The organism is Micromonospora sp. NPDC049048, from assembly GCF_043197615.1.
Lineage (GTDB): Bacteria > Actinomycetota > Actinomycetes > Mycobacteriales > Micromonosporaceae > Micromonospora.
Genome location: NZ_JBICTM010000007.1, coordinates 66,978 through 89,882, shown reverse-complemented (window position 1 = coordinate 89,882; position 22,905 = coordinate 66,978). Strand labels below are relative to the sequence as shown.

The following is a 22,905-nucleotide window of genomic DNA, read 5'->3' as shown; positions in this document are numbered from 1 at the left end:
AGCTCGATGACTGATGCACCTCCCGCCTCCTGGCCCGCCGACGCGTCCGGTGGTGGGGGCACACCGGCCCGCACCGTCACCCTGACGGATCTGATGCGGGTGCCGTTGCACCGGATCCGGCTGGTGGCGGGGGTCGCCGCGCTCGGCCTGGTCGCCGCGCTCGGGTACGTCCTCCTCGTCCCCGGCACGGTCACCGCGAGCGCCGTGGTGGCGGTCCGCCCGGTGGTCACCGACGCCTTCACGCCCAGCGGCGCCGCGGCCGACCGGGCCGTGAACATGAACGTGGAGAGCGGCATCGCCGCCGGCACCGACGTCGTGCAGCGGCTCGCCCAGGCCAGCGGGCAGGACCAACGCGACATCCGCGACGCCCTCGACGTGGAGGTGCCCGCCGGCGGGCAGATCCTGCGCTTCTCCTACACCGCGCGCTCCGCCGACGACGCGGTGTGGAGCGTCAACTTCGCCGCCCAGGCCTACCTCGACGTGCGGCGGGCGATGTACGAGAAGCAGCGGGAGGAGATGCTGCGCTCGTACGACGAGAGCATCAAGAAGGTCGCCGAGCAGCGCACGGGGCTGCAACGGCGGGTGGCCAACGCCCGGGAGGGCGCGCTCGACGCCGCGCTGGCGGAACTCGCCGGGGTCAACAACCAGCTGACGCAGCTGAACTCGGCGCGTACGGAGATCGCGGCGGTGGACGTCAACCCGGGCTGGGTCACCCAGTCCGCGGAGCGGGCGCTGGTCACCAGCGGAGGCAAGGGCCTGCTCTACGTGCTCGCCGGTCTGCTCGGCGGCATCCTGCTCGGCGTGGTGCTGGCGTACGCCTGGGAGTCGATGGACCGGCGGATCCGCTCCGTGGACGACGGCCGGGACGCCACCGGTCTTCCCCTGCTCGGCACGGTGCGGGGCCGGCGCTTCCGGGGCCGGGGCCAGGCCGTGGACGCCGACATCCGGTACGTCGCGATGGCGATCGCCGAGCGGGTGCGCGAACCCGCCCGGGTGTCGCTGCTGACGACCCGGGAGGACCAGACGGCGATCGCCGCCGGTCTGGCGGTGGCCCTCGCCGCGACCGGCCGGGACGTCTACGTCGCGGACGACAGCGGCCGCCTCGACCGGTTGCAGGCCGCGGTGCTGGCCGACCGGGACCGGCTGCCGGCGGCGGCGAACCCCGCCCGCCCGGCCGTCCCGAAGCCCCGGCCGGGCGGCTCCGTGCCCTCCGTCGACGACATCACCCAGCAGATCAACGTCCGCCGCCCCTCCCCGTACCCCACCACGCCCCGCCCGACGCCCGACGCGGACGCCACCCTGACCCTGCCGCGGTTGGGATCCGGCGCTCTCGCCGCCAGCGGGAAGAGCACCGTCAAGGAGACCACCGACGAGGTGGTGGTGGGCGCCGGCGGGGTCCGCTTCGGCACCTGGCGGCAGCGTGCGGCGAAGGGGCTCGTGCTGTTCAACGCGCCGCCGGCCGAGGCCGACGAGCGCGGCGTCGCGGCGGCCCGCCAGGGCACCGCGGTCGTGGTGGTCGAACAGGACCGGACCCGGCAGGACGACCTCCGCCGCCTCGCGGAGCGCCTGCGCGCGGCAGGGGTGACCACGCTGGGCTTCGTCCTGACCCGTAGTGGGCGGGGGTGACGGTGCCCCTCACCCGGGCCCCGTCCGTCACCGACCCGTCCGACGAGGTCCCGGCGATCGGGCCGCCGCCACCCCCCTCTCCGCCGCCTCCCCGGCTGCCGGTCTGGCCGCTGGCGGTGATGTTCGGACTGGTGCCGCTCTGGTGGGCGGCCGGCGCGTTCTACCTGGGCTGGTCGCTGCTGGGGGCGGTGCTGCTGGCGCTGCTGCTCGTACGGGGCCGGGTGCCGCTGCCGCCGGGCACCGGCGTGTGGCTGCTCTTCCTCGCCCTGGTCCTGCTCAGCGCCACCCAGTTGCCGGCGCTGGGCTCGCTGCTCATGTTCGGCCTGCGGTTGGGCTACTACGTGACCGCCCTGGTGGTCGGGGCCTACGTGTACGTCGTCGCGCGGGAGCGCGGCGGCGACCTGGCCGCCGTACTGGCGCCGCTCTGCCTGTTCTGGTTCGGTCTGGTGGCGCTGGGCTGGCTGGGTGTGCTGGTGCCGAGGTTCGCGCTGACGACCCCGGTGGAGATGCTGCTCCCGGGCGGGATCGCGGGCAACTCCTACATCCAGGACCTGGTGCACGTCACCGCCGCCGAGTTCAGCGCCCGGTCCCTCAACCCGATCTACCGGCCGGCGGCGCCCTTCCCGTACACCAACAACTACGGCAGCGCCTACGCGATGACCCTGCCGTGCGTGGTCGCGTTCACCATGCTGCGCCGGCGCGGGCTGCTGCGCTGGGCGGTGCTGGTGTCGCTGCCGCTGTCGCTGCCGCCGGCGTTCCTCACCCTGAACCGGGTGATGTTCGCGAGCCTCGGGGCCGGACTGCTGGTGCTCGGCGTGCGGGCCGCCCGGCGGGGGAACGTCCGGGTGGGCGCCTCCGTCGTCGGGGTGCTGCTCATCGGGGGCCTCGCCACCCTCTTCATCCCGATCGCCGAACTCATCGGCAACCGCGTCGAGGCCAGCGACACGAACAGCGACCGGCTCTCGCTCTACGCGGAGGTCATCCGCCGGATCGGGGAGTCGCCGTGGCTCGGCTACGGCGCCCCGGTCAGCGCGGACACCCTCACCGCCCAGGCGCCGGTCGGCACCCAGGGGCAGCTGTGGATGGTCCTGTTCAGCCACGGCGTGCCCGCGCTGGTGTTCTTCCTGGCCTGGTTCGGGGTCGCGGCCGTGGTGTGCGCGAGGGCACGCTCGGCGGCGGGGCAGTGGCTCGCGGTGGTGCCGGTGGTGTGCTTCGTGCAGATTCCGTTCTACGGCATGGCCAGCCCGAACATCGCCGTCGCGTTCTTCGCGGTCGCCTTCACGATGGCGCTCGTGGAGCGCGAGACCGCCGCGCCGCCACCGGCCGCGCCCTGCCGGACCGCCGATCCCGAGGCGGTGGCCGGATGAGCGCCTCCACCCGCCCGCTGGCCGGCGCGCCGGAGGAACCGTCGCCCACCGGGCCGGGCCACGGCGGGTCCACCACGGCGGCGGAGTCCCGGCGTGGCGTACGCAGTGGGATCGCCGGGCTGCTCGGTGCGGCGGTCAACGGGCTCTTCGGCTTCCTGCTGGTGGTCGTGATCACCCGCAGCTACGGCACCGAGGGCTCCGGGGCGTTCTTCGCGGCGATCGGCGTAATCACGGTTGCCGCCGCCAGCTGCGTGCTGGGGGCCGAGACGGGACTGATCTGGGCACTGCCCCGGCGCCGCCTCGGACCCGACGGGGACGCCGCCCGGATCCTCCCGGTGGCACTGGTCCCTCCGATGGCCGCCGCGCTCGCCGTCGCCGTCGGTGGCCTGCTCGCCGCCGGCGCGCTCGCGCCCCGGCTGCTGGACGGGCCGGAGACCGACGCCACGGCCCTGCTCTCGGTCAGCTTCGCCGCGGTGCCGGTCGTCGTGGCGATGACGCTGCTGCTCGCGGTCCTGCGCTGCGTACGGTCGATCCGGGCGTACGTGGCGGTGCAGTCCGTCCTGCTGCCCGTGGCGCGGCCGGTGCTGGTCGGCGCCGCGGTGCTGGCCGGTGGGGGCCTGCTGGCCGGCCTGACGGGCTGGCTGGTGCCGGCCGTGGTGGCCGTGCTGCTCACCCTGGTGCTGGCGGCCGGCCCGCTCGGTCTCGGCCGGCCGGCGGCCCTGCGCCCGCGGCGGGACGACTGGTCGACCTTCTGGCGGTTCGCGTTGCCGCGTGCCGCGTCGGCGGCGATCGACGCCGGTGCCGTGTGGGTCGGGGTGCTGCTCACCTCGGTGCTCGCCGGGCAGTCCGAGGCCGGTGTGTTCGGCGCCGTCGGCCGGTACATCCTCGCCGGCCAGCTCGCCGTTCAGGGGCTGCGCGTGGCGGTGTCGCCCCAGCTGTCCCGGCTGCTCGGGCAGGGCCGGCCGGACGCGGCGGCCGCCGTGCACAGGCAGTTGGCCGCGTGGGGTCTCGCGCTGTCGTGGCCGGTGTACCTGCTGCTCGCCGTCTTCGGGCTGGCCTTCCTCGAACTGTTCGGGTCCGGCTTCACCGCCGGGGCCACCGCGATGACCGTGCTCGCCCTGGCCATGCTCGTCAGCACCGGGGTGGGCAACGTGCAGAGCCTGCTGCTGATGGGCGGGCGCAGCGGGCTGCACCTGGTCGCCACCATCGCCGGACTGCTGGTCACCGTGTCCCTCGGGTTGGTGCTGATCCCCGGCCACGGGGCCACGGGCGCGGCCGTGGCGTGGTCCGCCGGGATCGTCACGGAGAACGTGCTGGCCGTGACGTTCGCCCGGTTCGTGGTGGGCCAGCCGATGGTCGACGCGGCGATGCTGCGGGCCGCGGCCGCCACCGTCGCGGGTGTGGGCGCCGCCGCCCTGCTCGGCGTGCTGGTGGGCGGCCGGGGCATCGCCGGCCTGCTGGTGGCGGTGGCCGTGCTGGCCGCCGGCTGCGTCGGCTTGTTGACGTTGCCCCGGGTGCGACGCCGCGTCCGGGTGAGCATGAAGCAGATTCGTGCGCGGGAGGAGGCGGCCCCGGCTCCCGCCGGGTCCGTCCGACCGCAGAAGAAGGGCAGGTGAGGTCCGCCGTGTCGGCGTTGCGTGATCGGGTGAAGCAGCTCGTGCCGGCCCAGGTGACCGCGCGGCTGAGGGAGTCCCTCGTCGAGTACGGGGTGCGCACCAGCGACCGGCGACCGCTGCCGGACTTCCTCATCATCGGCACCAAGCGGGGTGGGACCACCTCGCTGTGGAACTACCTCATCCAGCACCCGTTGGTGCCGAGGCTCTTCCCGGCGTGGAACACCAAGTCCTCGCACTACTTCGAGGAGCACTGGCACCGCGGCGAGGCCTGGTACCGCTCGCACTTCCCGACGCAGCGCCAGCGGGAGGCGCTGGAGAAGCGGCACGGCGGGCCGGTGCGGGTCGGCGAGGCGGCGCCGCTCTACATGTTCCACCCGCTCGCCGCGCAGCGGGTCGCCGGGCTGATGCCGTCGGTGCGGCTCATCGTGCTGCTGCGCGACCCGGTGGAGCGGGCGTACTCGCACTGGAAGGAGCGGCGCACGCACGGCATCGAGCCGCTCGACTTCGCCGCCGCGCTCGCCGCCGAGCAGGAGCGTACGGCGGGGGAGCGGGAACGGCTGATCGCCGAGCCGGAGTACTTCAGCGAGCCGTACGACTGGTACACCTACCGGGCCCGGGGCCGCTACCTGGAGCACCTCGAGCCGTGGCTGGAGCGCTTCGACCGGGAGCAGATCCTCTTCCTGCCCAGCGAGGACCTCTACCGCGACGCGCGGTCGACCTACCGCCGGACACTGGACTTCCTGGGGCTGCCCCCGCACGACCTGCCCGACTTCAAGGTCTACAACGACCGCCGTTCGGCGCCCCTGGAGCCGGCGGTACGCGCCGAGCTGACCGCGTACTACCGCCCGTACAACGACGCGTTGCGGCAGCGGCTGGGGTTGGAGCTCGACTGGCCGGACCAGGCCCCGTGACGGCGCGGGCCGCGCTCGCCGCCGATCCCCGCTCGCGTACCGACGGGCTCGGGTGGGTCACCCGGGCGGTGTTCGGCGACGAGCGGACCGCCCTGACCGTCGGCGCGGCGCCACCGCCGGGGCACCGCGTCGTCGCCCGGTACGCGGTCGTCCCGTCGCTCGCCCGGGCCCGGTTCCTGCTGCCGCTGGGCGCGCCCCGGGCCACGGCGGCCTCGCTGCTGGCGTACAACGCGTTGCGGCCGCCGAAGGTGCGGGCGGTGCGGGCCGCGCTCGGCACGCTGGCGCGGGTCGGCGTGGTCGACCTGGCGCCGTTTCCCCGGCTGACGGTGTCGCTGCCCGAGGGCGTCGCGGCCGACGAGGCGCTGCTGGCCGGGCGGCTGGGCGCGGCGCTCGGCGAGCCGTCGGTGTACGCGGCCTGCGGGGTCCGCCCGCCGGATCCGAACCACAAGCCCACCCTGCAACTGTTCGCCCCGGACGGCCGGGCCCTCGGCTACGCGAAGATCGGCTGGAACGGGGCCACCCGGGCGCTGGTGACCACCGAGGCGGCGGCCCTGCGTGAACTGCCCACGGTGACCGGCGCGCCCGACCATCCGGCGGCGCCCCGGCTGCTCGCCGAGACAGCGGCCGAGGGGCAGGTGGTGGCGCTGGTCGAGCCGCTGCCGCCGGCCGTCCGGGGGGTGCCGGCCGACGATCCGCCACGGCTCGCGGCGCTGCTGGCGGTGGCCCGCCGGGGCCGCCCGCCGGCGTCACCGCGCCCGCTGGCCGGGTCGGCGTTCCTGGCCCGGCTCGCCGCCGAGGCGGACCGCGCCGCCGCCGGTACGCCGGACGGGGCCCGGGCGGTCGCCGCCGTGGCCGCCCTGCGCCACCGGCACGGCGGCACGGCCGTCGAGTTCGGGCACTGGCACGGCGACTGGGTGCCCTGGAACCTCGGCGTGCACGCCGGCGGCCTCGTCGCGTGGGACTGGGAGCACAGCGGGCCGGACGTGCCCCTCGGCTTCGACCTGGCGCACGACGCGTTCCAGCGGGCCCTCGTGCTGCGGGGCGAGCCGGCTGCGGCGGCGGCGCGGGCCGTCGACGCCCAGCTCGACGGCCACGGCGCCGGGCTGGGGCTCGGGCCGGCGGACCGGCGGTTGGTCGCCGACGCCTACCTGGTGGAGATGTGGCTGCGTACCTGGCGGCTCGCCGACGCCGGCGCCGGCTGGAACGCCGCGCTGCATCCCGCCCTGCTGGACGTCATCGAGAAACGACATAGCGGCTGATCCGCCGAAATCACCGGTGCCGGGGTTCGCAGTCGACTCCGGACGGTGACGAAGAAACTCCAGGTCGTGACGATCGTCGATGCCGGCGATCGGTGCGGCGCGTCCGGCCCGTCGTCCGCGGAGATCGACATGTCGCCCGGTCGCCCTATTTCACCAGCCGGTGGGCGTGTGATCTGCTGTCGCCTGGCGACCAGTGAACGTCCAAGCGAACTTGTGGGGAGTCGCGTGGAAACGACAACCGAGGATGCCGGCGAGCCCGGAGTCCTGCTCCTGGTGGGCTCCAGCGGTGGCCACCTGGCCCAGCTGCTCGCCCTGCGCCCGTGGTACGAGCGCTGGCGGCGGTGCTGGGTCACCTTCGACACACCCGAGGCGATCTCGCTGCTCGCCGGCGAGGACCTGGTCCCGGCGCACCATCCGACCACCCGCAACGTGCCGAACCTGCTGCGCAACGCCGTACTCGCCTGGCGGGTGCTGCGCTCGCGCCGGGTCGCCGCCGTGGTGACCACCGGCGCCGGGGTGGCCGTCCCGTTCGTGGTGCTGGCCCGGCTGCGGCGCGTACCGACCATCTACATCGAGGTGTACGACCGCATCGACACCCCGACCCTGACCGCCCGGCTCTGCCGGCCGTTCCTCTCCGCGATGCTCGTGCAGTGGGACGAGCAGCGCCGGCAGTACCCGGAGGCGACCGTCGTGGGGACCCTGCTGTGAGCGCCGAGAGCACCGCCCCCGCCCCCGCCCACCGGGTCGCCCCGGGCCGGCCCCGGCCGACCCCCGCCAGCCGCGTGCCCCGCCCGCGCGACTCCGGCGACCTCGCCCAGGCCCGGCTGCTGGTCGCCGTGGGCACCGACAAGCACCCGTTCGACCGCCTGGTCGGCTGGCTGGAGGAGTGGTACCCCGCCGTCGCCGCGGACGTCGGGCTGACCGTCCAGCACGGCCACACCCGGGCCCCCGGGCTGCCCGGCGCGGCGCCCTTCCTCGGCCACGACGAGCTACAGACCGCGATGGCCGAGGCGGACCTCGTCGTCTGCCACGGCGGCCCGGCCACCATCCTGGAGGCCCGCCGGCACGGTCACCTGCCGATCGTCGTCCCCCGCGACCCGACCCGGGGCGAGCACGTCGACGATCACCAGCAGTTGTTCGCCCGTCGCCTGGGCGCCGCCGGCATGGTGGCGCTGGCCGAGACCCGGGAGGCGCTGTTCGAGGCGCTCGCCGCCGGCCTCGCCGACCCGTCCCGGTTCGCCGTCGCGGCCGACCCCGACGCGTCCGAGGCCCGTCGCGCGGCGATCGAGCAGGTGGGACGGATCGTGGAGGACCTGGTGGCCGCGTCCACCGGACGGCAGCGGACGAGGTGGCGGCCGTGGGCACGGCCGGGCCGGAACGGAGAGCGGCGATGACCGAACACCCGAGCGTGAGCGCGGTGGTGCCCACCCGGGACCGCCCGGAGCTGCTCCGGGCCGCCGTGCGCGCCATCCTCGACCAGGACCACCCCGGCCCGATCGAGGTGGTGGTGGTCTACGACCAGTCCGAACCGGACGCCTCGCTGGCCGAGCTGTCCCGCCCGGACCGGCTGGTCCGGGTCGTCCGCAACGAGCGGGCCCCCGGCCTGGCCGGCGCCCGCAACAGCGGTGTCCTGGCCGCCACCGGCGAACTCGTCGCGTTCTGCGACGACGACGACGAGTGGCTGCCCGGCAAGCTGCGGGCCCAGGTCGAGGCGCTCGCCGCCCATCCCGACGCGGAGTTCGTCAGCTGCGGCATCCGGGTCAACTACGACGGGCACACCGTCGAGCGGGTGCTGCCGAAGGACTCGGTCACCCTGGCCGACCTGCTGCGCGACCGGATGACGGAGCTGCACCCGTCGACGTTCCTGATCCGCGCCGCCGCGCTGCGCGACGGCTTCGGGCTGGTCGACGAGGAGATCCCGGGCAGCTACGCGGAGGACTACGAGTTCCTGCTCCGGGCCGCCCGCAGCGCGCCGTTGGTCAACCTCCGCACGCCGTACGTGCTGGTGCGCTGGCACAAGCGGTCCTACTTCGCGCAGCGCTGGGACACCATCTCCGAGGCGTTGCAGTGGCTGCTGGAGCGTTACCCCGAGTTCGGCACCCAGCCGGCCGGCGAGGCGCGGGTCACCGGGCAGATCGCCTTCGCCCGTGCCGCCTCCGGCGACCGGCGGGGCGCGATGCGCTGGGCCCGGCACACCATCCGGCGCAACCCGAGGGAGCCACGGGCATACCTGGCCCTCGCCGTGGCCGGGCGGGTGGTCCGCGCCGACGCGGTGCTGCGCACCCTGCACAAGCGCGGCCGGGGCATCTGAGCACGTCGGCACCATCCACCCGACGACCACACCATCAACGATCGAAGGATCCCCTCCATGGCGCTGCACTCCCTCAGGTTCCGCCTCGTCGACTCGCCGACCTCGCTCGGCGCCAAACGGCGGGCGCGGCGGGCGGCCTGGCTGTCGGAGACGTTCCCGGACCTGGCGGAGATGAGCGTTCTCGACCTGGGCGGACGGGTGGAGAGCTGGGCCCGGGTCCCCGTCCGGCCGGCGCACGTGCACGTGGTCAACCTGGAGCCGCTGCCCACGGAGCTGCCGGACTGGGCCGAGGCCGATCACGCCGACGCCTGCGAGCTGCCGAAGAGCATCCTCAGCCGCCGCTACGACCTGGTCTTCAGCAACAGCGTGCTGGAGCACGTGGGCGGCCACGAGCGTCGCCAGCGGATGGCGGAGGCGGTCCGCGAGCTGGGGCGCGCGTACTGGGTGCAGACGCCGTACCGGTACTTCCCGATCGAGCCGCACTGGGTGGCGCCGGGAATGCAGTTCCTGCCGGTCGCGGCGCGGGTGGCGGTGGCCCGCAAGTGGCCGCTCGCCTACACCCCGGGCAAGTCCTACGAGGCGGCCATGCGGCAGGTCCTGACGACCGAGCTCATCGGCCGCGCCGAGCTGCGGTACCTGTTCCCGGACGCCGTCATCCGCAACGAGCGCCTGCTGGGCCTGACCAAGTCGGTCATCGCGATCCGCAACCCCTGATCGGGCCGACCGGGTCGATCAGGGCCGGCTTGTCGCCGAGGGGCGAGCGCCGGGGTGGCGGCGGGGTTCGCCTGCCGTGTCCGTAGGGCGGGACGCGGCGGGCACCGCACGCCGCCGGCCACCGGGCGTGACAGACTGACCGCTGTGTTGCGCTGGTTGACTGCAGGAGAATCGCACGGTCCCGCCCTCGTGGCGATGCTGGAGGGCGTACCCGCCGGCATCGAGGTGACCACCGGGGAGATCGCCGGCGAGTTGGCCCGGCGCCGGCTCGGCTACGGCCGGGGCGCGCGGATGTCGTTCGAGCAGGACGAGGTCGAGATCATCGGCGGGCTCCGGCACGGGGTGACCCTCGGCAGCCCGGTCGCGATCCGCGTCGGCAACTCCGAGTGGCCCAAGTGGCGCACCGTCATGGCCGCCGATCCGGTCGACGAGGAGGAGCTGGCCAGCCAGGCCCGCAACGCGCCGCTCACCCGCCCCCGTCCCGGCCACGCCGACCTTGCCGGCATGCAGAAGTACGGCCATACCGACGCCCGGCCGATCCTGGAACGGGCCAGCGCGCGGGAGACCGCCGCCCGGGTCGCCGTCGGCACGGTCGCCAAGGCACTGCTCCGGCAGGCCCTCGGCATCGAGATCGTCTCCCACGTGGTGGAGCTGGGCCCGGTCGCGGCCAAGCCGGGGCTGCGCCCGACGCCCGCCGACGCCGAGCGCATCGACGCCGACCCGCTGCGCTGCCTCGACCCCGAGGCCAGTGCCCGGATGGTCGCCGAGGTCGACGCCGCGAAGAAGGCCGCCGACACCCTGGGTGGCGTGGTCGAGGTGCTGGCGTACGGGGTGCCGCCGGGCCTCGGCAGCCACGTGCAGTGGGACCGCAAGCTCGACGCCCGGCTCGCCACGGCCCTGATGTCGATCCAGGCGATCAAGGGCGTGGAGATCGGCGACGGTTGGCAGCAGGCGCGCTCGCGGGGCTCCGAGGCGCACGACGAGATCATCCCCAGCGCCACCGGCGTACGCCGGGTCACCGACCGCGCCGGCGGGCTGGAGGGCGGCATCACCACCGGTGAGCCGCTGCGGGTGAAGGCCGCGATGAAGCCGATCTCGTCGCTGAACCGGGCCCTGGCGACGGTGGACGTCACCACCGGCGAGCCGGCCACCGCGATCAACCAGCGCTCGGACGTCTGCGCCGTGCCCGCCGCCGCCGTCGTCGCCGAGGCGATGGTGGCGCTGGTGCTCGCCGAGGCCACGACCGAGAAGTTCGGCGGCGACTCGGTCGCCGAGATCCGCCGCAACCTCGCCGGCTACCTCGACGCGCTGGTGATCCGGTGAGCGCGCCGCGGCGTACGCCGGCCCGGCGGTGCCGCTGATGGCGCCGGTCTGCGTGCTGGTCGGGGCGCCCGGCTCGGGCAAGACCACCGTCGGGCTGGCCCTGGCGGAGCTGCTCGGCGTGGAGTTCCGCGACACCGACCTCGACATCGTGCGGCTGGCCGGCAAGCCGATCCCCGAGATCTTCATCGACGACGGCGAGGACCACTTCCGTACCCTCGAACGGGCGGCGGTGGCGGCGGGGCTGGCCTCGTGCGGGGGCGTGCTGGCCCTCGGCGGCGGCGCGGTCCTCGCCGAGGAGAACCGCGCCGCCCTGATCGGGCACCGGGTGATGTACCTCTCGGTCGAGCTGTCCGACGCGGTGAAGCGGGTCGGGCTCGGCGTGGGCCGGCCGCTGCTGGCGATCAACCCCCGGGCGACGCTGAAGTACCTGCTGGACCAGCGTCGCCCGCTCTACGCCGAGGTGGCCACCGACACGGTCGTGACCGACGGGCGGGCCCCGGCGGAGATCGCCGCCGAGATCGCCGCGCTCCTCGGGCGCTGAGTCGCCGCCTCGCCCCGGCCACGAAGTGGACAGTTCCCGCCCCGCGCCGGGCGGCTGGACTAGGCTGCCGGCGATGGACGAGGTGACCCGGATCCCGGTCGGCGGCGAGCGCCCGTACGACGTGCTGGTGGGACGCGACCTGCTCGACGCGCTGCCCGGGCTGTTGCCGGACGCGACCCGGGTGGCGGTGCTGCACGCGCATCCGCTCAGGCACCTGGCCCGGGCGATCGGCGACAGGCTGGGCGCCGCCGGCGTCGCGCCGCTGCTGATCGAGGTGCCGGACGCCGAGGCGGGCAAGCGCATCGACGTCGCGGCGACCTGCTGGGACCGGCTGGGCGAGGCCGGTTTCACCCGTACCGACGCGGTGGTGGGCGTCGGCGGCGGCGCGGTGACCGACCTGGCCGGCTTCGTCGCGGCCTGCTGGCTGCGCGGCGTGCGCTGGGTGCCGGTGGCGACCTCGCTGCTGGGCATGGTCGACGCGGCGGTGGGCGGCAAGACCGGGATCAACACCGCCGCCGGCAAGAACCTGGTCGGGGCGTTCCACCCGCCGGTCGGCGTCCTCGCCGACCTGGCGACGCTGGACAGCCTGCCCCGGGCCGACCTCGCCGCCGGCCTGGCCGAGGTCGTCAAGTGCGGCTTCATCGCCGACCCGGTGATCCTCGACCTGGTGGAACGGGACCGGGACGCGGCCACCGATCCGGCGGGGCCGGTGACCCGGGAGCTGATCGAACGGGCGATCCGGGTGAAGTCCGACGTGGTCTCGGGCGACCTGCGGGAGTCGGGCGTGCGCGAGGTGCTCAACTACGGCCACACCCTGGCCCACGCGATCGAGAAGGCCGAGGACTACCGCTGGCGGCATGGCCACGCGGTCTCGGTCGGCATCGTGTACGCCGGCGAGCTGGCCCGGCTGGCCGGCCGGCTGGACGCCCCCACCGCCGAGCGGCACCGCACGGCCATGGCGGCGCTCGGCCTGCCCACCAGCTATCCGGCCGAGGCCTGGCCGGGGCTGCTGGCCACGATGCGGGTGGACAAGAAGGCCCGGGGCAGCCAGCTGCGTTTCGTGGTGCTGGACGGGCTGGCCCGGCCCGCGATCCTGGAGGGCCCGGACGAGGAACTGCTGGCGGCGGCGTACCGGCAGGTGGCCGCGTGAGGGTGTACGTGCTCAACGGCCCGAACCTCGGCCGCCTCGGCAGCCGCCAGCCGGACGTCTACGGCGCCACCAGCTACGCGGACCTGGTGGCGCTCTGCGAGGCGACCGGGCGGGAACTCGGCCTGGACGTGACGGTCCGGCAGACCGACGCCGAGCACGAGCTGCTGGGCTGGCTGCACGCCGCCGCCGACGAGGGCGCCGCCGTGGTGCTCAACCCCGCCGCCTGGTCGCACTACTCGTACGCGGTCCGGGACGCCTGCGCCATGCTGCGCGGGCCCCTGGTCGAGGTGCACATCTCCAACATCCACGCCCGCGAGGAGTTCCGGCACCACTCCGTGGTGTCGGCGGTGGCGACCGGGGTGATCTGCGGCCTCGGCGTCGACGGCTACCGCCTGGCCCTGCACCACCTGGCCGCCCGCACCGGCTGACACCCCGTCCCCGCGTACAGCGGCTGACGTCCCGCCCCCGTTCGCGGCGGCTGACGTGCCGTCCCGCCTGCCGGCGCACGGGGCAGCACGCGGTGCGCGGGCGGCGGCGGACAGCGGCGCTCGACCCAACTTGTAGACTTGCCAGGTCTGTCCGCCAATTGATGATCAAGGCAGGAAATGGCCACCACCAACGACCTGAAGAACGGCCTGGTACTCAACCTCGACGGCGAGCTCTGGGCCGTCGTGGAGTTCCAGCACGTCAAGCCCGGTAAGGGTGGTGCGTTCGTGCGTACCACGCTGAAGAACGTGCTGTCCGGCAAGGTGGTCGACAAGACCTTCAACGCGGGCACCAAGGTCGAGACCGCGACCGTGGACAAGCGCACCATGCAATACCTCTACGCCGACGGCGAGGACTACGTCTTCATGGATCTGGAGACGTTCGACCAGATCACCGTGCCGGGCGCCACGGTCGGCGAGGCGGCGAACTACCTGCTGCCCGAGGCCGAGGCGACCGTGGCGACCCACGAGAGCGTCCCGCTCTACATCGAGCTGCCGACCAGCGTCGTGCTGGAGATCACCTACACGGAGCCGGGTCTGCAGGGCGACCGGTCGACCGGCGGCAACAAGCCGGCCACCGTCGAGACCGGCGCGACCGTGCAGGTGCCGCTCTTCATCACCACCGGCGAGAAGATCAAGGTCGACACCCGCGACGGCCGTTACCTCGGCCGCGCCTGATGGCCGAGGGGCCCAAGCAGCAGATGCCGGCGCGCCGCAAGGCGCGCAAGCGGGCGCTGGACGTGCTCTTCGAGGCCGACCTGCGGGACCGTCCGCCGGTCGACGTGCTCGCCGGCTACATCGAGCGGATCGAGAAGCCCCGACCCGAGCACCTGGGATACGCGGTGAGCCTCGTCGAGGGCGTCGCCGCCCACCTCGACCGGATCGACGAGGTGATCGCCAGCTACGCCGAGGGGTGGACGCTGGACCGGATGCCGACGGTCGACCGCAACCTCGCCCGGATCGCGGTCTACGAGCTGCTCTACGTCGACGAGATCGACGACGCGGTGGCCATCAGCGAGGCCGTCGAACTGGCCCGGCAGATGTCGACCGACGACTCGCCGCGCTTCCTCAACGGCATCCTCGGCCGCATCGCCGAGTACGCCACGCGCTGACGCGGCGCACGTCACACCCGGCGCACGTCACACCCGGCGTGCGTCACACCCGGCGGAAGCCGTGGCGGGGACGCGACACGAACGACGAAACGGGGCCCGTGCCGGACGGCACGGGCCCCGTTTCGCGCGGCGCGGGTCAGCTGGCGAAGAACGCCCGCGGGTCCGCGACCAGCACACCGTGCTCGGTGAGCCGCTCGATCAGGCCGGACGGCGAGGCGTCGTAGACGATCGCGAGCGCGCGCAGGTCGTCGGCGCGGATGGACAGCACGCGGCCGTTGTAGTCGCCGCGCTGCTGCTGGATGGCACGCGCGTAGCGGGCGACGTAGGCCAGGTCCTCCGAGGCGTCGTCGTAGAGCCGCTCGAGATCGAGGACGATCTTGCTGGTGGGCTCGTGGCGGACACCGCTGCCGTCGGGCAGGAGCTCCGAGACGGGAACGCGGTAGAAGTCTGCCAGCTCCGCCAGGCGCGACACCGTGACGGCGCGGTCGCCGCGCTCGTAGGAGCCGACCACCACCGCCTTCCACCGCCCGTTCGACTTCTCCTCCACACCCTGCAGGGACAAGCCCTGCTGCTGGCGGATGGAGCGCAGGCGGGCGCCCAGAGACTTGGCGTATTCAGAGGGCATTAAACACTCCCAGTGCTGCTCGGGGTTCTCCCAGCGATCGCTACGGAGCGTGACGGTACGGGGATTGGCACAACTGGTCAAGTGGTCGTGACCTTACCGTTGGGATCACTGGGGGAGTTGTCCGTTTTTCGCCGGGCTGACCAGGGGGTCAGTGGCCGGCGAGGGTCAACGCGGTGACCACTGGTAACGTGGCGTGAAGCCCCGGTCCGGGCCGCTCGCGTCCCGGTGCCGGCATCCGACGTCCTTTAACGACCCGTCCCGTGAGGCGGGGAAGGAGGTCCGCCGTGGCCTACCCACCGGCTGCCCGATCGTCGCCGTCCCGGCAACCCTCGGTGAAGGTGATCCTCGCCAGCGCCGACGTCCAGCGCGTGGTCGACCGCATCGCCCACCAGATCCTGGAGAAGACCCAGGGCGCCGAGAACACGGTGCTGCTCGGCATCCCCACCCGGGGCGCCCCGCTCGCGAAGCGGCTCGCCGCCCGGATCAGCACCTTCGAGGACGTGACCATCCCGGTCGGCGTGCTCGACATCACCCTCTACCGCGACGACCTGCGCCGGCACGCCACCCGCGCGGTCGGGCCGACCCAGGTGCCGCCCGGCGGCATCGACGGCAGGCGCGTCATCCTCGTCGACGACGTGCTCTTCTCCGGCCGTACGGTGCGGGCCGCGCTCGACGCGCTCAACGACGTCGGGCGGCCGGCGTCCGTCCAGCTCGCCGTCCTGGTCGACCGCGGCCACCGCGAGCTGCCGATCCGCGCCGACTACGTCGGCAAGAACATCCCGACCGCCCTCACGGAGAGCGTGAAGGTCACCCTCGCGGAGACAGACGGCACAGACGAGGTCAAGTTGTACGGGGGTGTGACCAACTCATGATCCGGCACCTGCTCTCGGGCGCCGACCTGGACGCCGCCACCGCCACCGAGATCCTGGACACGGCCGCCGAGATGGCCACCGTCGCCGGCCGGGAGGTCAAGAAGCTGCCCGCGCTGCGCGGGCGCACCGTGGTGAACCTCTTCTACGAGGACTCCACCCGGACCCGGATCTCGTTCGAGGCGGCGGCGAAGCGGCTCAGCGCCGACGTGATCAATTTCTCGGCCAAGGGCTCCAGCGTGACCAAGGGCGAGAGCCTGAAGGACACGGCGCTGACCCTGCAGGCGATGGGCGCGGACGCCGTGGTCGTTCGGCACCCCGCCTCGGGCGCCCCGCACCGGCTCGCCGACTGGGTCGACGGCTCGGTGGTCAACGCCGGCGACGGCACCCACGAGCACCCCACCCAGGCGCTGCTCGACGCGTACACGATGCGTTCCCGGCTGGGACGGCTGGCCGGCCTGTCGGTCGCGGTGGTCGGGGACGTCCTGCACAGCCGGGTGGCCCGCTCCAACGTCCTGCTGCTGTCCACGCTCGGCGCCAAGGTGACCCTGGTCGGGCCGCCGACGCTGATCCCGGTCGACATCGCGCAGGCGCTCGCGCCCGGCACCGACGTCTCCTACGACCTGGACGCGGTGCTGCCGCAGTCGGACGTGGTGATGATGCTGCGGGTGCAGCGGGAGCGGATGAACGACTCCTACTTCCCGTCCGCCCGCGAGTACGCCCGCCGCTACGGCCTGGACGGCCCGCGGATGCGCCGGCTGCCCGAGCACGCGATCGTCATGCACCCCGGACCGATGAACCGGGGGATGGAGATCACGCCCGAGGTCGCCGACTCGCCCCGCTCCACCATCGTCGAACAGGTCGCCAACGGGGTCTCCGTGCGGATGGCCGTCCTCTACCTGCTGCTCGGGGGGAACAACCGGTGAGCTCGTACCTGATCTCCAACGTCAGCGTCGTCGGCGCCGCGCCGACCGACCTGTTGATCCGCGACGGCGTCGTCGCGGCCGTCGGCGCCGGGCTGACCGCGCCGGACGCGACCGTGCTCGACGGCACCGGGCTGGTCGCCCTGCCGGGCCTGGTCGACCTGCACACCCACCTGCGCGAGCCCGGCCGGGAGGACGCCGAGACCGTCGAGTCGGGCTCCCGGGCGGCGGCCCTCGGCGGCTACACCGCGGTCTGCGCGATGGCCAACACCTCGCCGGTGGCCGACACCGCCGGCGTGGTCGAGCAGGTCTGGCGGCTCGGCCGGGAGGCCGGGCTGGTGGACGTGCAGCCGATCGGCGCGGTCACCGTCGGTCTGGCCGGCGAGCACCTCGCCGAGCTGGGCGCGATGGCCGACTCGGCGGCGCGGGTGCGGATCTTCTCCGACGACGGGCACTGCGTCGCGGACCCGAGGCTGATGCGCCGGGCGCTGGAGTACGTGAAGGCGTTCGACGGGATCATCGCCCAGCACGCCGAGGAGCCCCGGCTCACCGAGGGCGCGCAGATGCACGAGGGCGAGGTCTCGGCCCGCCTCGGCCTGACCGGCTGGCCGGCGGTCGCCGAGGAGGCGATCATCGCCCGGGACGTGCTCCTCACCGAGCACGTGGGCAGCCGCCTGCACGTGTGCCACGTCTCCACGGCCGGCAGCGTCGAGGTGCTGCGCCAGGCCAAGGCGCGCGGCATCCGGGTCACCGCGGAGGTCACCCCGCACCACCTGCTGCTCACCGACTCCCGGGCCGAGACGTACGACCCGGTCTACAAGGTCAACCCGCCGCTGCGCACCGCGACCGACATCGCCGCGCTGCGGGCGGCCCTGGCCGACGGCGTGATCGACATCGTCGCCACCGACCACGCCCCGCACGCCGTGGAGGACAAGGAGTGCGAGTGGGCGTACGCCCGGCCGGGCATGCTCGGCCTGGAGACGGCGCTGTCGATCGTCCTCGACGTGCTCGGCCCGCAGTGGGACCTGATCGCCGAGCGGATGTCGCGCGCCCCGGCCCGCATCGCCGGGCTGGAGGGGCACGGCCTCGACCCGGCGCCCGGCGTGCCGGCGAACCTGACCCTGGTGGATCCGGCCGCGCGCCGCACCATCGAGCCGGCGGAGCTGGCCAGCCGTAGTCGCAATACCCCGTACGCCCGGATGACGCTGCCGGGTCGCATCGTGGCGACCTTCCTGCGCGGCGAGCCGACGGTCCTGGACGGAAAGGCAGTCAGGTGATCCGAGCGAGGAATGCAGCGGAGCGGAGTCCCGCAGTCCGGATCGAAGGGGAAGCCCTGATCCGAGCGAGGAATGCAGCGGAGCGGAGTCCCGCAGTCCGGATCGAAGGGGAAGCCCTGATCCGAGCGAGGAATGTAGCGGAGCGGAGTCCCGCAGTCCGGATCGAAGGGAACGCAACATGACCAAGCGGAGGCCCGCGATCCTCGTCCTCGAGGATGGGCGCACGTTCCACGGCGAGGCGTACGGCAGCGTCGGGGAGACCTTCGGCGAGGCGGTCTTCAACACCGGCATGACCGGCTACCAGGAGACGCTGACCGACCCCTCCTACCACCGTCAGGTGGTGGTGCAGACCGCCCCGCACATCGGCAACACCGGCGTCAACGGCGAGGACGACGAGTCGGGCCGCATCTGGGTCGCCGGCTACGTGGTGCGCGACCCGGCCCGGATCGGGTCGAACTGGCGCGCCACCGGCGGGCTGGAGGACCGGCTGGCCGCCGAGGGCGTGGTCGGCATCAGCGGCGTGGACACCCGGGCGCTGACCCGGCACCTGCGCGAGCGCGGCGCGATGCGGGTCGGCATCTCCAGCGTCGAGACCGACCCCCGGGCGCTGCTGGCCCGGGTGCGGCAGGCGCCGGAGATGGTCGGCGCGGACCTGTCCGCCGAGGTCAGCACCACCGAGCCGTACGTGGTGGCGGCCGAGGGCGAGCACCGGTTCACGGTCGCCGCGCTGGATCTGGGCATCAAGCGCAACGTGCCGCGCCGGCTCGCCGCCCGCGGGGTCACCACCCACGTGCTGCCGGCCGGCTCGACCATCGAGGAACTGCTCGCCACCGGCGCGGACGCGGTCTTCTTCTCGCCCGGCCCGGGCGACCCGGCCACCGCGGACGCGCCGGTCGCCCTGGCCCGGGAGGTGCTCAGCCGCCGGATCCCGCTGTTCGGCATCTGCTTCGGCAGCCAGATCCTCGGCCGGGCGTTGGGCTTCGGCACGTACAAGCTCGGCTACGGCCACCGGGGGATCAACCAGCCGGTGCTCGACCGGGTCACCGGCAAGGTCGAGGTGACCAGCCACAACCACGGCTTCGCGGTGCGGGTGCCGGGCGCCGTGGCGGGGGCGGTCGTCCCCGACCAGGTGATCGAGACCGAGTTCGGTGGCGTCCAGGTGTCACACGTCTGCCTCAATGACAACGTGGTCGAGGGGCTGCGGGCCAAGGACGTGCCCGCCTTCACCGTCCAGTACCACCCGGAGGCGGCGGCCGGCCCGCACGACGCGGACTACCTCTTCGACCGTTTCGCCGAACTCATCGAGGGCCGGATGCAGAGCGAGGGGCGCACACATGCCTAAGCGGACCGATCTCAAGCACATCCTGGTGATCGGCTCCGGGCCGATCGTGATCGGGCAGGCCTGCGAGTTCGACTACTCGGGCACCCAGGCCTGCCGGGTGCTGCGCAGCGAGGGGATCCGGGTCAGCCTGGTCAACTCGAACCCGGCGACGATCATGACGGACCCCGAGTTCGCCGACGCCACGTACGTCGAGCCGATCACCCCGGAGTTCGTCGAGCTGGTGATCGCCAAGGAGCGCCCCGACGCGATCCTGCCCACCCTCGGCGGGCAGACGGCGCTGAACACCGCCGTCGCCCTGCACGAGGCGGGCGTGCTGGAGAAGTACGGCGTGGAGCTGATCGGCGCCAACATCGAGGCGATCAACCGCGGCGAGGACCGGCAGCTGTTCAAGGACATCGTCGCGAAGGCCGGCGTACGTCTGGGGATCGACGACCCGGCGGGCCTGGTGCCCCGCTCCCGGGTCTGCCACTCGATGGCGGAGGTCGAGGCGACCGTCGGCGAGCTGGGTCTGCCGGTGGTGATCCGGCCGTCGTTCACCATGGGCGGCCTCGGCTCCGGCATGGCGCACACCCCGGAGGACCTGGCCCGCATCGCCGGCGACGGGCTGGCTGCCAGCCCCGTGCACGAGGTGCTCATCGAGGAGAGCGTGCTCGGCTGGAAGGAGTACGAGCTCGAGCTGATGCGCGACCGCAACGACAACGTCGTGGTGGTCTGCTCGATCGAGAACGTCGACCCGATGGGCGTGCACACCGGTGACAGCGTCACCGTCGCCCCGGCCATGACGCTCACCGACCGCGAGTACCAGCGGCTGCGCGACCTGGGCATCGCGGTGCTGCGCGAGGTCGGCGTGGACACCGGCGGCTGCAACATCCAGTTCGCCGTCAACCCGGCCGACGGCCGGATCGTGGTCATCGAGATGAACCCCCGGGTGTCGCGGTCGTCGGCGCTGGCGTCCAAGGCCACCGGCTTCCCGATCGCGAAGATCGCCGCGAAGCTGGCCATCGGCTACACCCTCGACGAGATCCCCAACGACATCACGCTGAAGACCCCGGCGGCGTTCGAGCCGACCCTGGACTACGTGGTGGTGAAGATCCCCCGGTTCGCGTTCGAGAAGTTCCCGGGCGCCGACCCGGAGCTGACGACCACGATGAAGTCCGTGGGCGAGGCGATGAGCCTGGGCCGTAACTTCAGCGAGGCGCTGAACAAGGCGATGCGCTCGCTGGAGACGAAGGCCGCCGGATTCTGGACCGTGCCGGATCCGGTCGGCGTGACGAAGGAGAGCACCCTCGCCGCGCTGCGGATGCCGCACGACGGCCGGCTCTACACCGTCGAGCGGGCGCTGCGCCTCGGCGCGTCGATCGCCGAGGTCTCCGCCGCGTCCGGCGGGATCGACCCCTGGTTCCTGGACCAGATCGCCGCCCTGGTCGAGCTGCGCGCCGAGATCGTGGACGCCCCGGTGCTCGATGCCGAGCTGCTGCGCCGGGCCAAGCGGGCGGGTCTGTCGGACCGGCAGCTGGCCGCGCTGCGCCCGGAGCTGGCCGCCGAGGACGGCATCCGGACGCTGCGGCACCGCCTCGACGTCCGGCCGGTCTACAAGACGGTGGACACCTGTGCCGCCGAGTTCGAGGCGACCACGCCCTACCACTACTCGACGTACGACCAGGAGACCGAGGTCGCGGCGTCGGCCCGGCCGAAGGTGATGATCCTGGGTTCCGGGCCGAACCGGATCGGCCAGGGCATCGAGTTCGACTACTCCTGTGTCCACGCGGTCCAGGCGCTGCGCGGCGCGCCGACCGCCGCAGCCGCCGCGTCCGCGTCCGGGGCCGGTGCCGCGGGCACCGGGTTCGAGACCGTGATGGTCAACTGCAACCCGGAGACCGTCTCCACCGACTACGACACCGCCGACCGGCTCTACTTCGAGCCGCTCACCTTCGAGGACGTGCTGGAGGTCTGGCACGCCGAGGACTCCTCCGGCCGGGCGGCCGGCGGGCCGGGCGTGGTCGGGGTGATCGTGCAGCTCGGCGGGCAGACGCCGCTGGGCCTGGCGCAGCGGCTGAAGGACGCGGGCGTGCCGATCGTCGGCACCTCCCCGGAGTCGATCCACCTGGCCGAGGAACGGGGCGCGTTCGGGGCGGTACTGGACCGGGCCGGGCTGCGCGCCCCGGCGCACGGCATGGCGACCTCGTACGACGAGGCGAAGGCGATCGCCGACGAGATCGGCTACCCGGTGCTGGTCCGGCCGTCGTACGTGCTGGGCGGGCGGGGCATGGAGATCGTCTACGACGACGCCACGCTGCACGACTACATCGGGCGGGCCACCGAGATCTCCCCGGACCACCCCGTGCTGGTCGACCGCTTCCTCGACGACGCCATCGAGATCGACGTGGACGCGCTCTGCGACGCCGACGGTGAGGTCTACCTCGGCGGCGTGATGGAGCACATCGAGGAGGCCGGTATCCACTCCGGCGACTCGTCCTGCGCGCTGCCGCCGATCACCCTGGCGGGCTCGCACGTGGCCCAGGTGCGCCGCTACACCGAGGCGATCGCCCGGGGCATCGGCGTGCGCGGCCTGCTCAACGTGCAGTACGCGCTCAAGGACGACATGCTCTACGTGCTGGAGGCGAACCCGCGCGCGTCCCGGACGGTGCCCTTCGTCTCCAAGGCCACGGCGGTGCCGCTGGCGAAGGCGGCGGCCCGGATCGCGCTGGGCGCCACCATCGCCGAGCTGCGCGCCGAGGGGCTGCTCCCGGCGACCGGGGACGGCGGTTCGCTGCCGGCCGGCGCCCCGATCGCGGTCAAGGAGGCGGTGCTGCCGTTCAAGCGGTTCCGCACCCCCACCGGCAAGGGCGTGGACTCGCTGCTCGGTCCGGAGATGAAGTCCACGGGCGAGGTGATGGGCATCGACACCGCCTTCGGGCACGCCTTCGCCAAGTCGCAGTCGGCCGCGTACGGCTCGCTGCCGACGGCCGGGAAGATCTTCGTCTCGGTCGCCAACCGGGACAAGCGCGGCATGATCTTCCCGATCAAGCGCCTGGCAGACCTCGGCTTCGAGATCGTCGCCACCACCGGCACGGCGGAGGTGCTGCGCCGGCACGGCATCGCCTGCGAGCAGATCCGCAAGCACTACGAGTCCGGCGGGGGCGAGGACGCGGTGTCGCTGATCCTCGGCGGCGACGTGGCGCTGGTGATCAACACTCCGCAGGGCTCGGGCGCGAGCGCCCGCTCGGACGGCTACGAGATCCGCAGCGCCGCCGTCACGGCGGACATCCCGTGCATCACCACGGTGCCGGGCGCGGCGGCGGCGGTGATGGGCATCGAGGCGCGGATCCGGGGCGACATGCAGGTCCGCCCGCTCCAGGAGCTGCACGCCGCCCTCCGAGCCGCCGAATGACCCCCCGGAGCCCCCACCGCCCCGGCCCCCACCCTCGCCCGTACGCGTTGATCATGAGGTTGT

At 73.6% G+C, this 22,905-nt stretch carries 21 protein-coding genes; 20 read left to right on the top strand and 1 reads right to left on the bottom strand.

Going from position 1 to position 22,905, the window contains the following annotated elements:
- The first annotated feature begins 6 nt into the window (after positions 1 to 6).
- The 15 genes from ACGFIG_RS22370 to nusB all read left to right on the top strand — a co-directional run bounded on the left by ACGFIG_RS22370 (position 7) and on the right by nusB (position 14,415).
- A complete protein-coding gene (locus tag ACGFIG_RS22370) occupies positions 7 to 1,626 on the top strand; it encodes a lipopolysaccharide biosynthesis protein (RefSeq protein WP_393005753.1) in 1,620 nt (539 codons plus the stop codon).
- A 2-nt stretch (positions 1,627 to 1,628) separates the two neighbouring features.
- Complete coding sequence (locus ACGFIG_RS22365; RefSeq protein ID WP_393006304.1) at positions 1,629 to 2,993, top strand: O-antigen ligase family protein; 1,365 nt, start codon at positions 1,629 to 1,631, stop codon at positions 2,991 to 2,993.
- Positions 2,990 to 4,609: a lipopolysaccharide biosynthesis protein gene (locus ACGFIG_RS22360; RefSeq protein ID WP_393005751.1), complete on the top strand. Its 1,620-nt coding sequence runs from the start codon at positions 2,990 to 2,992 to the stop codon at positions 4,607 to 4,609. The genes ACGFIG_RS22365 and ACGFIG_RS22360 overlap by 4 nt, the downstream gene beginning before the upstream one ends.
- Positions 4,610 to 4,617: 8 nt before the next feature.
- Positions 4,618 to 5,520: a sulfotransferase domain-containing protein gene (locus ACGFIG_RS22355; RefSeq protein WP_393006302.1), complete on the top strand. Its 903-nt coding sequence runs from the start codon at positions 4,618 to 4,620 to the stop codon at positions 5,518 to 5,520.
- Positions 5,517 to 6,779: a hypothetical protein gene (locus ACGFIG_RS22350; RefSeq protein ID WP_393005749.1), complete on the top strand. Its 1,263-nt coding sequence runs from the start codon at positions 5,517 to 5,519 to the stop codon at positions 6,777 to 6,779. The genes ACGFIG_RS22355 and ACGFIG_RS22350 overlap by 4 nt, the downstream gene beginning before the upstream one ends.
- A 225-nt stretch (positions 6,780 to 7,004) precedes the next feature.
- Positions 7,005 to 7,487 (top strand): UDP-N-acetylglucosamine--LPS N-acetylglucosamine transferase, encoded by a 483-nt coding sequence (locus tag ACGFIG_RS22345; protein WP_393005748.1) that lies wholly within the window; start codon positions 7,005 to 7,007, stop codon positions 7,485 to 7,487.
- 74 nt (positions 7,488 to 7,561) lie between these two features.
- Positions 7,562 to 8,173 carry a glycosyltransferase gene (locus tag ACGFIG_RS22340; protein WP_393006300.1) on the top strand — a complete coding sequence of 204 codons (612 nt, stop codon included), beginning with the start codon at positions 7,562 to 7,564 and terminating at the stop codon, positions 8,171 to 8,173.
- The gene (locus ACGFIG_RS22335) at positions 8,170 to 9,090 is read left to right on the top strand and encodes a glycosyltransferase family 2 protein (RefSeq protein WP_393005746.1); all 921 of its coding nucleotides are present in this window, start codon (positions 8,170 to 8,172) and stop codon (positions 9,088 to 9,090) included. Before ACGFIG_RS22340 ends, ACGFIG_RS22335 begins: the two co-directional genes overlap by 4 nt.
- Positions 9,091 to 9,147: 57 nt before the next feature.
- Entirely contained in the window at positions 9,148 to 9,804 is a 657-nt protein-coding gene (locus ACGFIG_RS22330) for a class I SAM-dependent methyltransferase (protein ID WP_393005744.1), read from the top strand.
- Positions 9,805 to 9,948: 144 nt separating this feature from the next.
- A complete protein-coding gene (gene aroC, locus ACGFIG_RS22325) occupies positions 9,949 to 11,127 on the top strand; it encodes a chorismate synthase (protein WP_393005742.1) in 1,179 nt (392 codons plus the stop codon).
- Between the two features lie 37 nt (positions 11,128 to 11,164).
- Positions 11,165 to 11,668: a shikimate kinase gene (locus ACGFIG_RS22320; RefSeq protein ID WP_393005740.1), complete on the top strand. Its 504-nt coding sequence runs from the start codon at positions 11,165 to 11,167 to the stop codon at positions 11,666 to 11,668.
- 73 nt (positions 11,669 to 11,741) lie between these two features.
- Positions 11,742 to 12,818, top strand: a complete 1,077-nt coding sequence (aroB, locus tag ACGFIG_RS22315) for a 3-dehydroquinate synthase (RefSeq protein WP_393005738.1) — start codon at positions 11,742 to 11,744, stop codon at positions 12,816 to 12,818.
- Complete coding sequence (gene aroQ, locus ACGFIG_RS22310; protein ID WP_393005736.1) at positions 12,815 to 13,246, top strand: type II 3-dehydroquinate dehydratase; 432 nt, start codon at positions 12,815 to 12,817, stop codon at positions 13,244 to 13,246. The genes aroB and aroQ overlap by 4 nt, the downstream gene beginning before the upstream one ends.
- 177 nt (positions 13,247 to 13,423) lie before the next feature.
- Positions 13,424 to 13,981 carry an elongation factor P gene (gene efp, locus ACGFIG_RS22305; protein WP_091424312.1) on the top strand — a complete coding sequence of 186 codons (558 nt, stop codon included), beginning with the start codon at positions 13,424 to 13,426 and terminating at the stop codon, positions 13,979 to 13,981.
- Between the two features lie 23 nt (positions 13,982 to 14,004).
- Positions 14,005 to 14,415 (top strand): transcription antitermination factor NusB, encoded by a 411-nt coding sequence (gene nusB / locus ACGFIG_RS22300; protein WP_357095297.1) that lies wholly within the window; start codon positions 14,005 to 14,007, stop codon positions 14,413 to 14,415.
- A gap of 136 nt (positions 14,416 to 14,551) precedes the next feature.
- On the opposite strand, the gene ACGFIG_RS22295 is transcribed toward nusB, so the two are convergent.
- Complete coding sequence (locus ACGFIG_RS22295) at positions 14,552 to 15,040, bottom strand: transcriptional regulator (protein ID WP_007075816.1); 489 nt, start codon at positions 15,038 to 15,040, stop codon at positions 14,552 to 14,554.
- 284 nt (positions 15,041 to 15,324) lie between these two features.
- On the opposite strand from ACGFIG_RS22295, the gene pyrR reads away from it, so the two are divergent.
- The 5 genes from pyrR (at position 15,325) to carB (ending at position 22,842) form a co-directional block, all read left to right on the top strand.
- A complete protein-coding gene (pyrR, locus tag ACGFIG_RS22290) occupies positions 15,325 to 15,912 on the top strand; it encodes a bifunctional pyr operon transcriptional regulator/uracil phosphoribosyltransferase PyrR (RefSeq protein WP_393005734.1) in 588 nt (195 codons plus the stop codon).
- Positions 15,909 to 16,835: an aspartate carbamoyltransferase catalytic subunit gene (locus tag ACGFIG_RS22285; RefSeq protein ID WP_393005732.1), complete on the top strand. Its 927-nt coding sequence runs from the start codon at positions 15,909 to 15,911 to the stop codon at positions 16,833 to 16,835. Before pyrR ends, ACGFIG_RS22285 begins: the two co-directional genes overlap by 4 nt.
- Positions 16,832 to 18,109, top strand: coding sequence for a dihydroorotase (locus ACGFIG_RS22280; RefSeq protein WP_393005730.1), 1,278 nt, complete (start codon positions 16,832 to 16,834; stop codon positions 18,107 to 18,109). Before ACGFIG_RS22285 ends, ACGFIG_RS22280 begins: the two co-directional genes overlap by 4 nt.
- A 178-nt stretch (positions 18,110 to 18,287) precedes the next feature.
- Complete coding sequence (gene carA / locus ACGFIG_RS22275) at positions 18,288 to 19,451, top strand: glutamine-hydrolyzing carbamoyl-phosphate synthase small subunit (RefSeq protein WP_393005728.1); 1,164 nt, start codon at positions 18,288 to 18,290, stop codon at positions 19,449 to 19,451.
- Entirely contained in the window at positions 19,444 to 22,842 is a 3,399-nt protein-coding gene (gene carB, locus ACGFIG_RS22270; RefSeq protein ID WP_393005726.1) for a carbamoyl-phosphate synthase large subunit, read from the top strand. The genes carA and carB overlap by 8 nt, the downstream gene beginning before the upstream one ends.
- Positions 22,843 to 22,905 lie beyond the last annotated feature (63 nt).

What these genes read in the sequence shown, in the direction of transcription:
- ACGFIG_RS22370 (WP_393005753.1), top strand. Translation starts at nt 7, where the DNA reads ATGACTGATGCACCTCCCGCCTCCTGGCCCGCCGACGCGTCCGGTGGT.
- ACGFIG_RS22360 (WP_393005751.1), top strand. Translation starts at nt 2,990, where the DNA reads ATGAGCGCCTCCACCCGCCCGCTGGCCGGCGCGCCGGAGGAACCGTCG.
- ACGFIG_RS22335 (WP_393005746.1), top strand. Translation starts at nt 8,170, where the DNA reads ATGACCGAACACCCGAGCGTGAGCGCGGTGGTGCCCACCCGGGACCGC.
- ACGFIG_RS22330 (WP_393005744.1), top strand. Translation starts at nt 9,148, where the DNA reads ATGGCGCTGCACTCCCTCAGGTTCCGCCTCGTCGACTCGCCGACCTCG.
- ACGFIG_RS22320 (WP_393005740.1), top strand. Translation starts at nt 11,165, where the DNA reads ATGGCGCCGGTCTGCGTGCTGGTCGGGGCGCCCGGCTCGGGCAAGACC.
- aroB (WP_393005738.1), top strand. Translation starts at nt 11,742, where the DNA reads ATGGACGAGGTGACCCGGATCCCGGTCGGCGGCGAGCGCCCGTACGAC.
- efp (WP_091424312.1), top strand. Translation starts at nt 13,424, where the DNA reads ATGGCCACCACCAACGACCTGAAGAACGGCCTGGTACTCAACCTCGAC.
- nusB (WP_357095297.1), top strand. Translation starts at nt 14,005, where the DNA reads ATGCCGGCGCGCCGCAAGGCGCGCAAGCGGGCGCTGGACGTGCTCTTC.
- ACGFIG_RS22295 (WP_007075816.1), bottom strand. Translation starts at nt 15,040, where the DNA reads ATGCCCTCTGAATACGCCAAGTCTCTGGGCGCCCGCCTGCGCTCCATC.
- ACGFIG_RS22285 (WP_393005732.1), top strand. Translation starts at nt 15,909, where the DNA reads ATGATCCGGCACCTGCTCTCGGGCGCCGACCTGGACGCCGCCACCGCC.
- carA (WP_393005728.1), top strand. Translation starts at nt 18,288, where the DNA reads ATGACCAAGCGGAGGCCCGCGATCCTCGTCCTCGAGGATGGGCGCACG.
- carB (WP_393005726.1), top strand. Translation starts at nt 19,444, where the DNA reads ATGCCTAAGCGGACCGATCTCAAGCACATCCTGGTGATCGGCTCCGGG.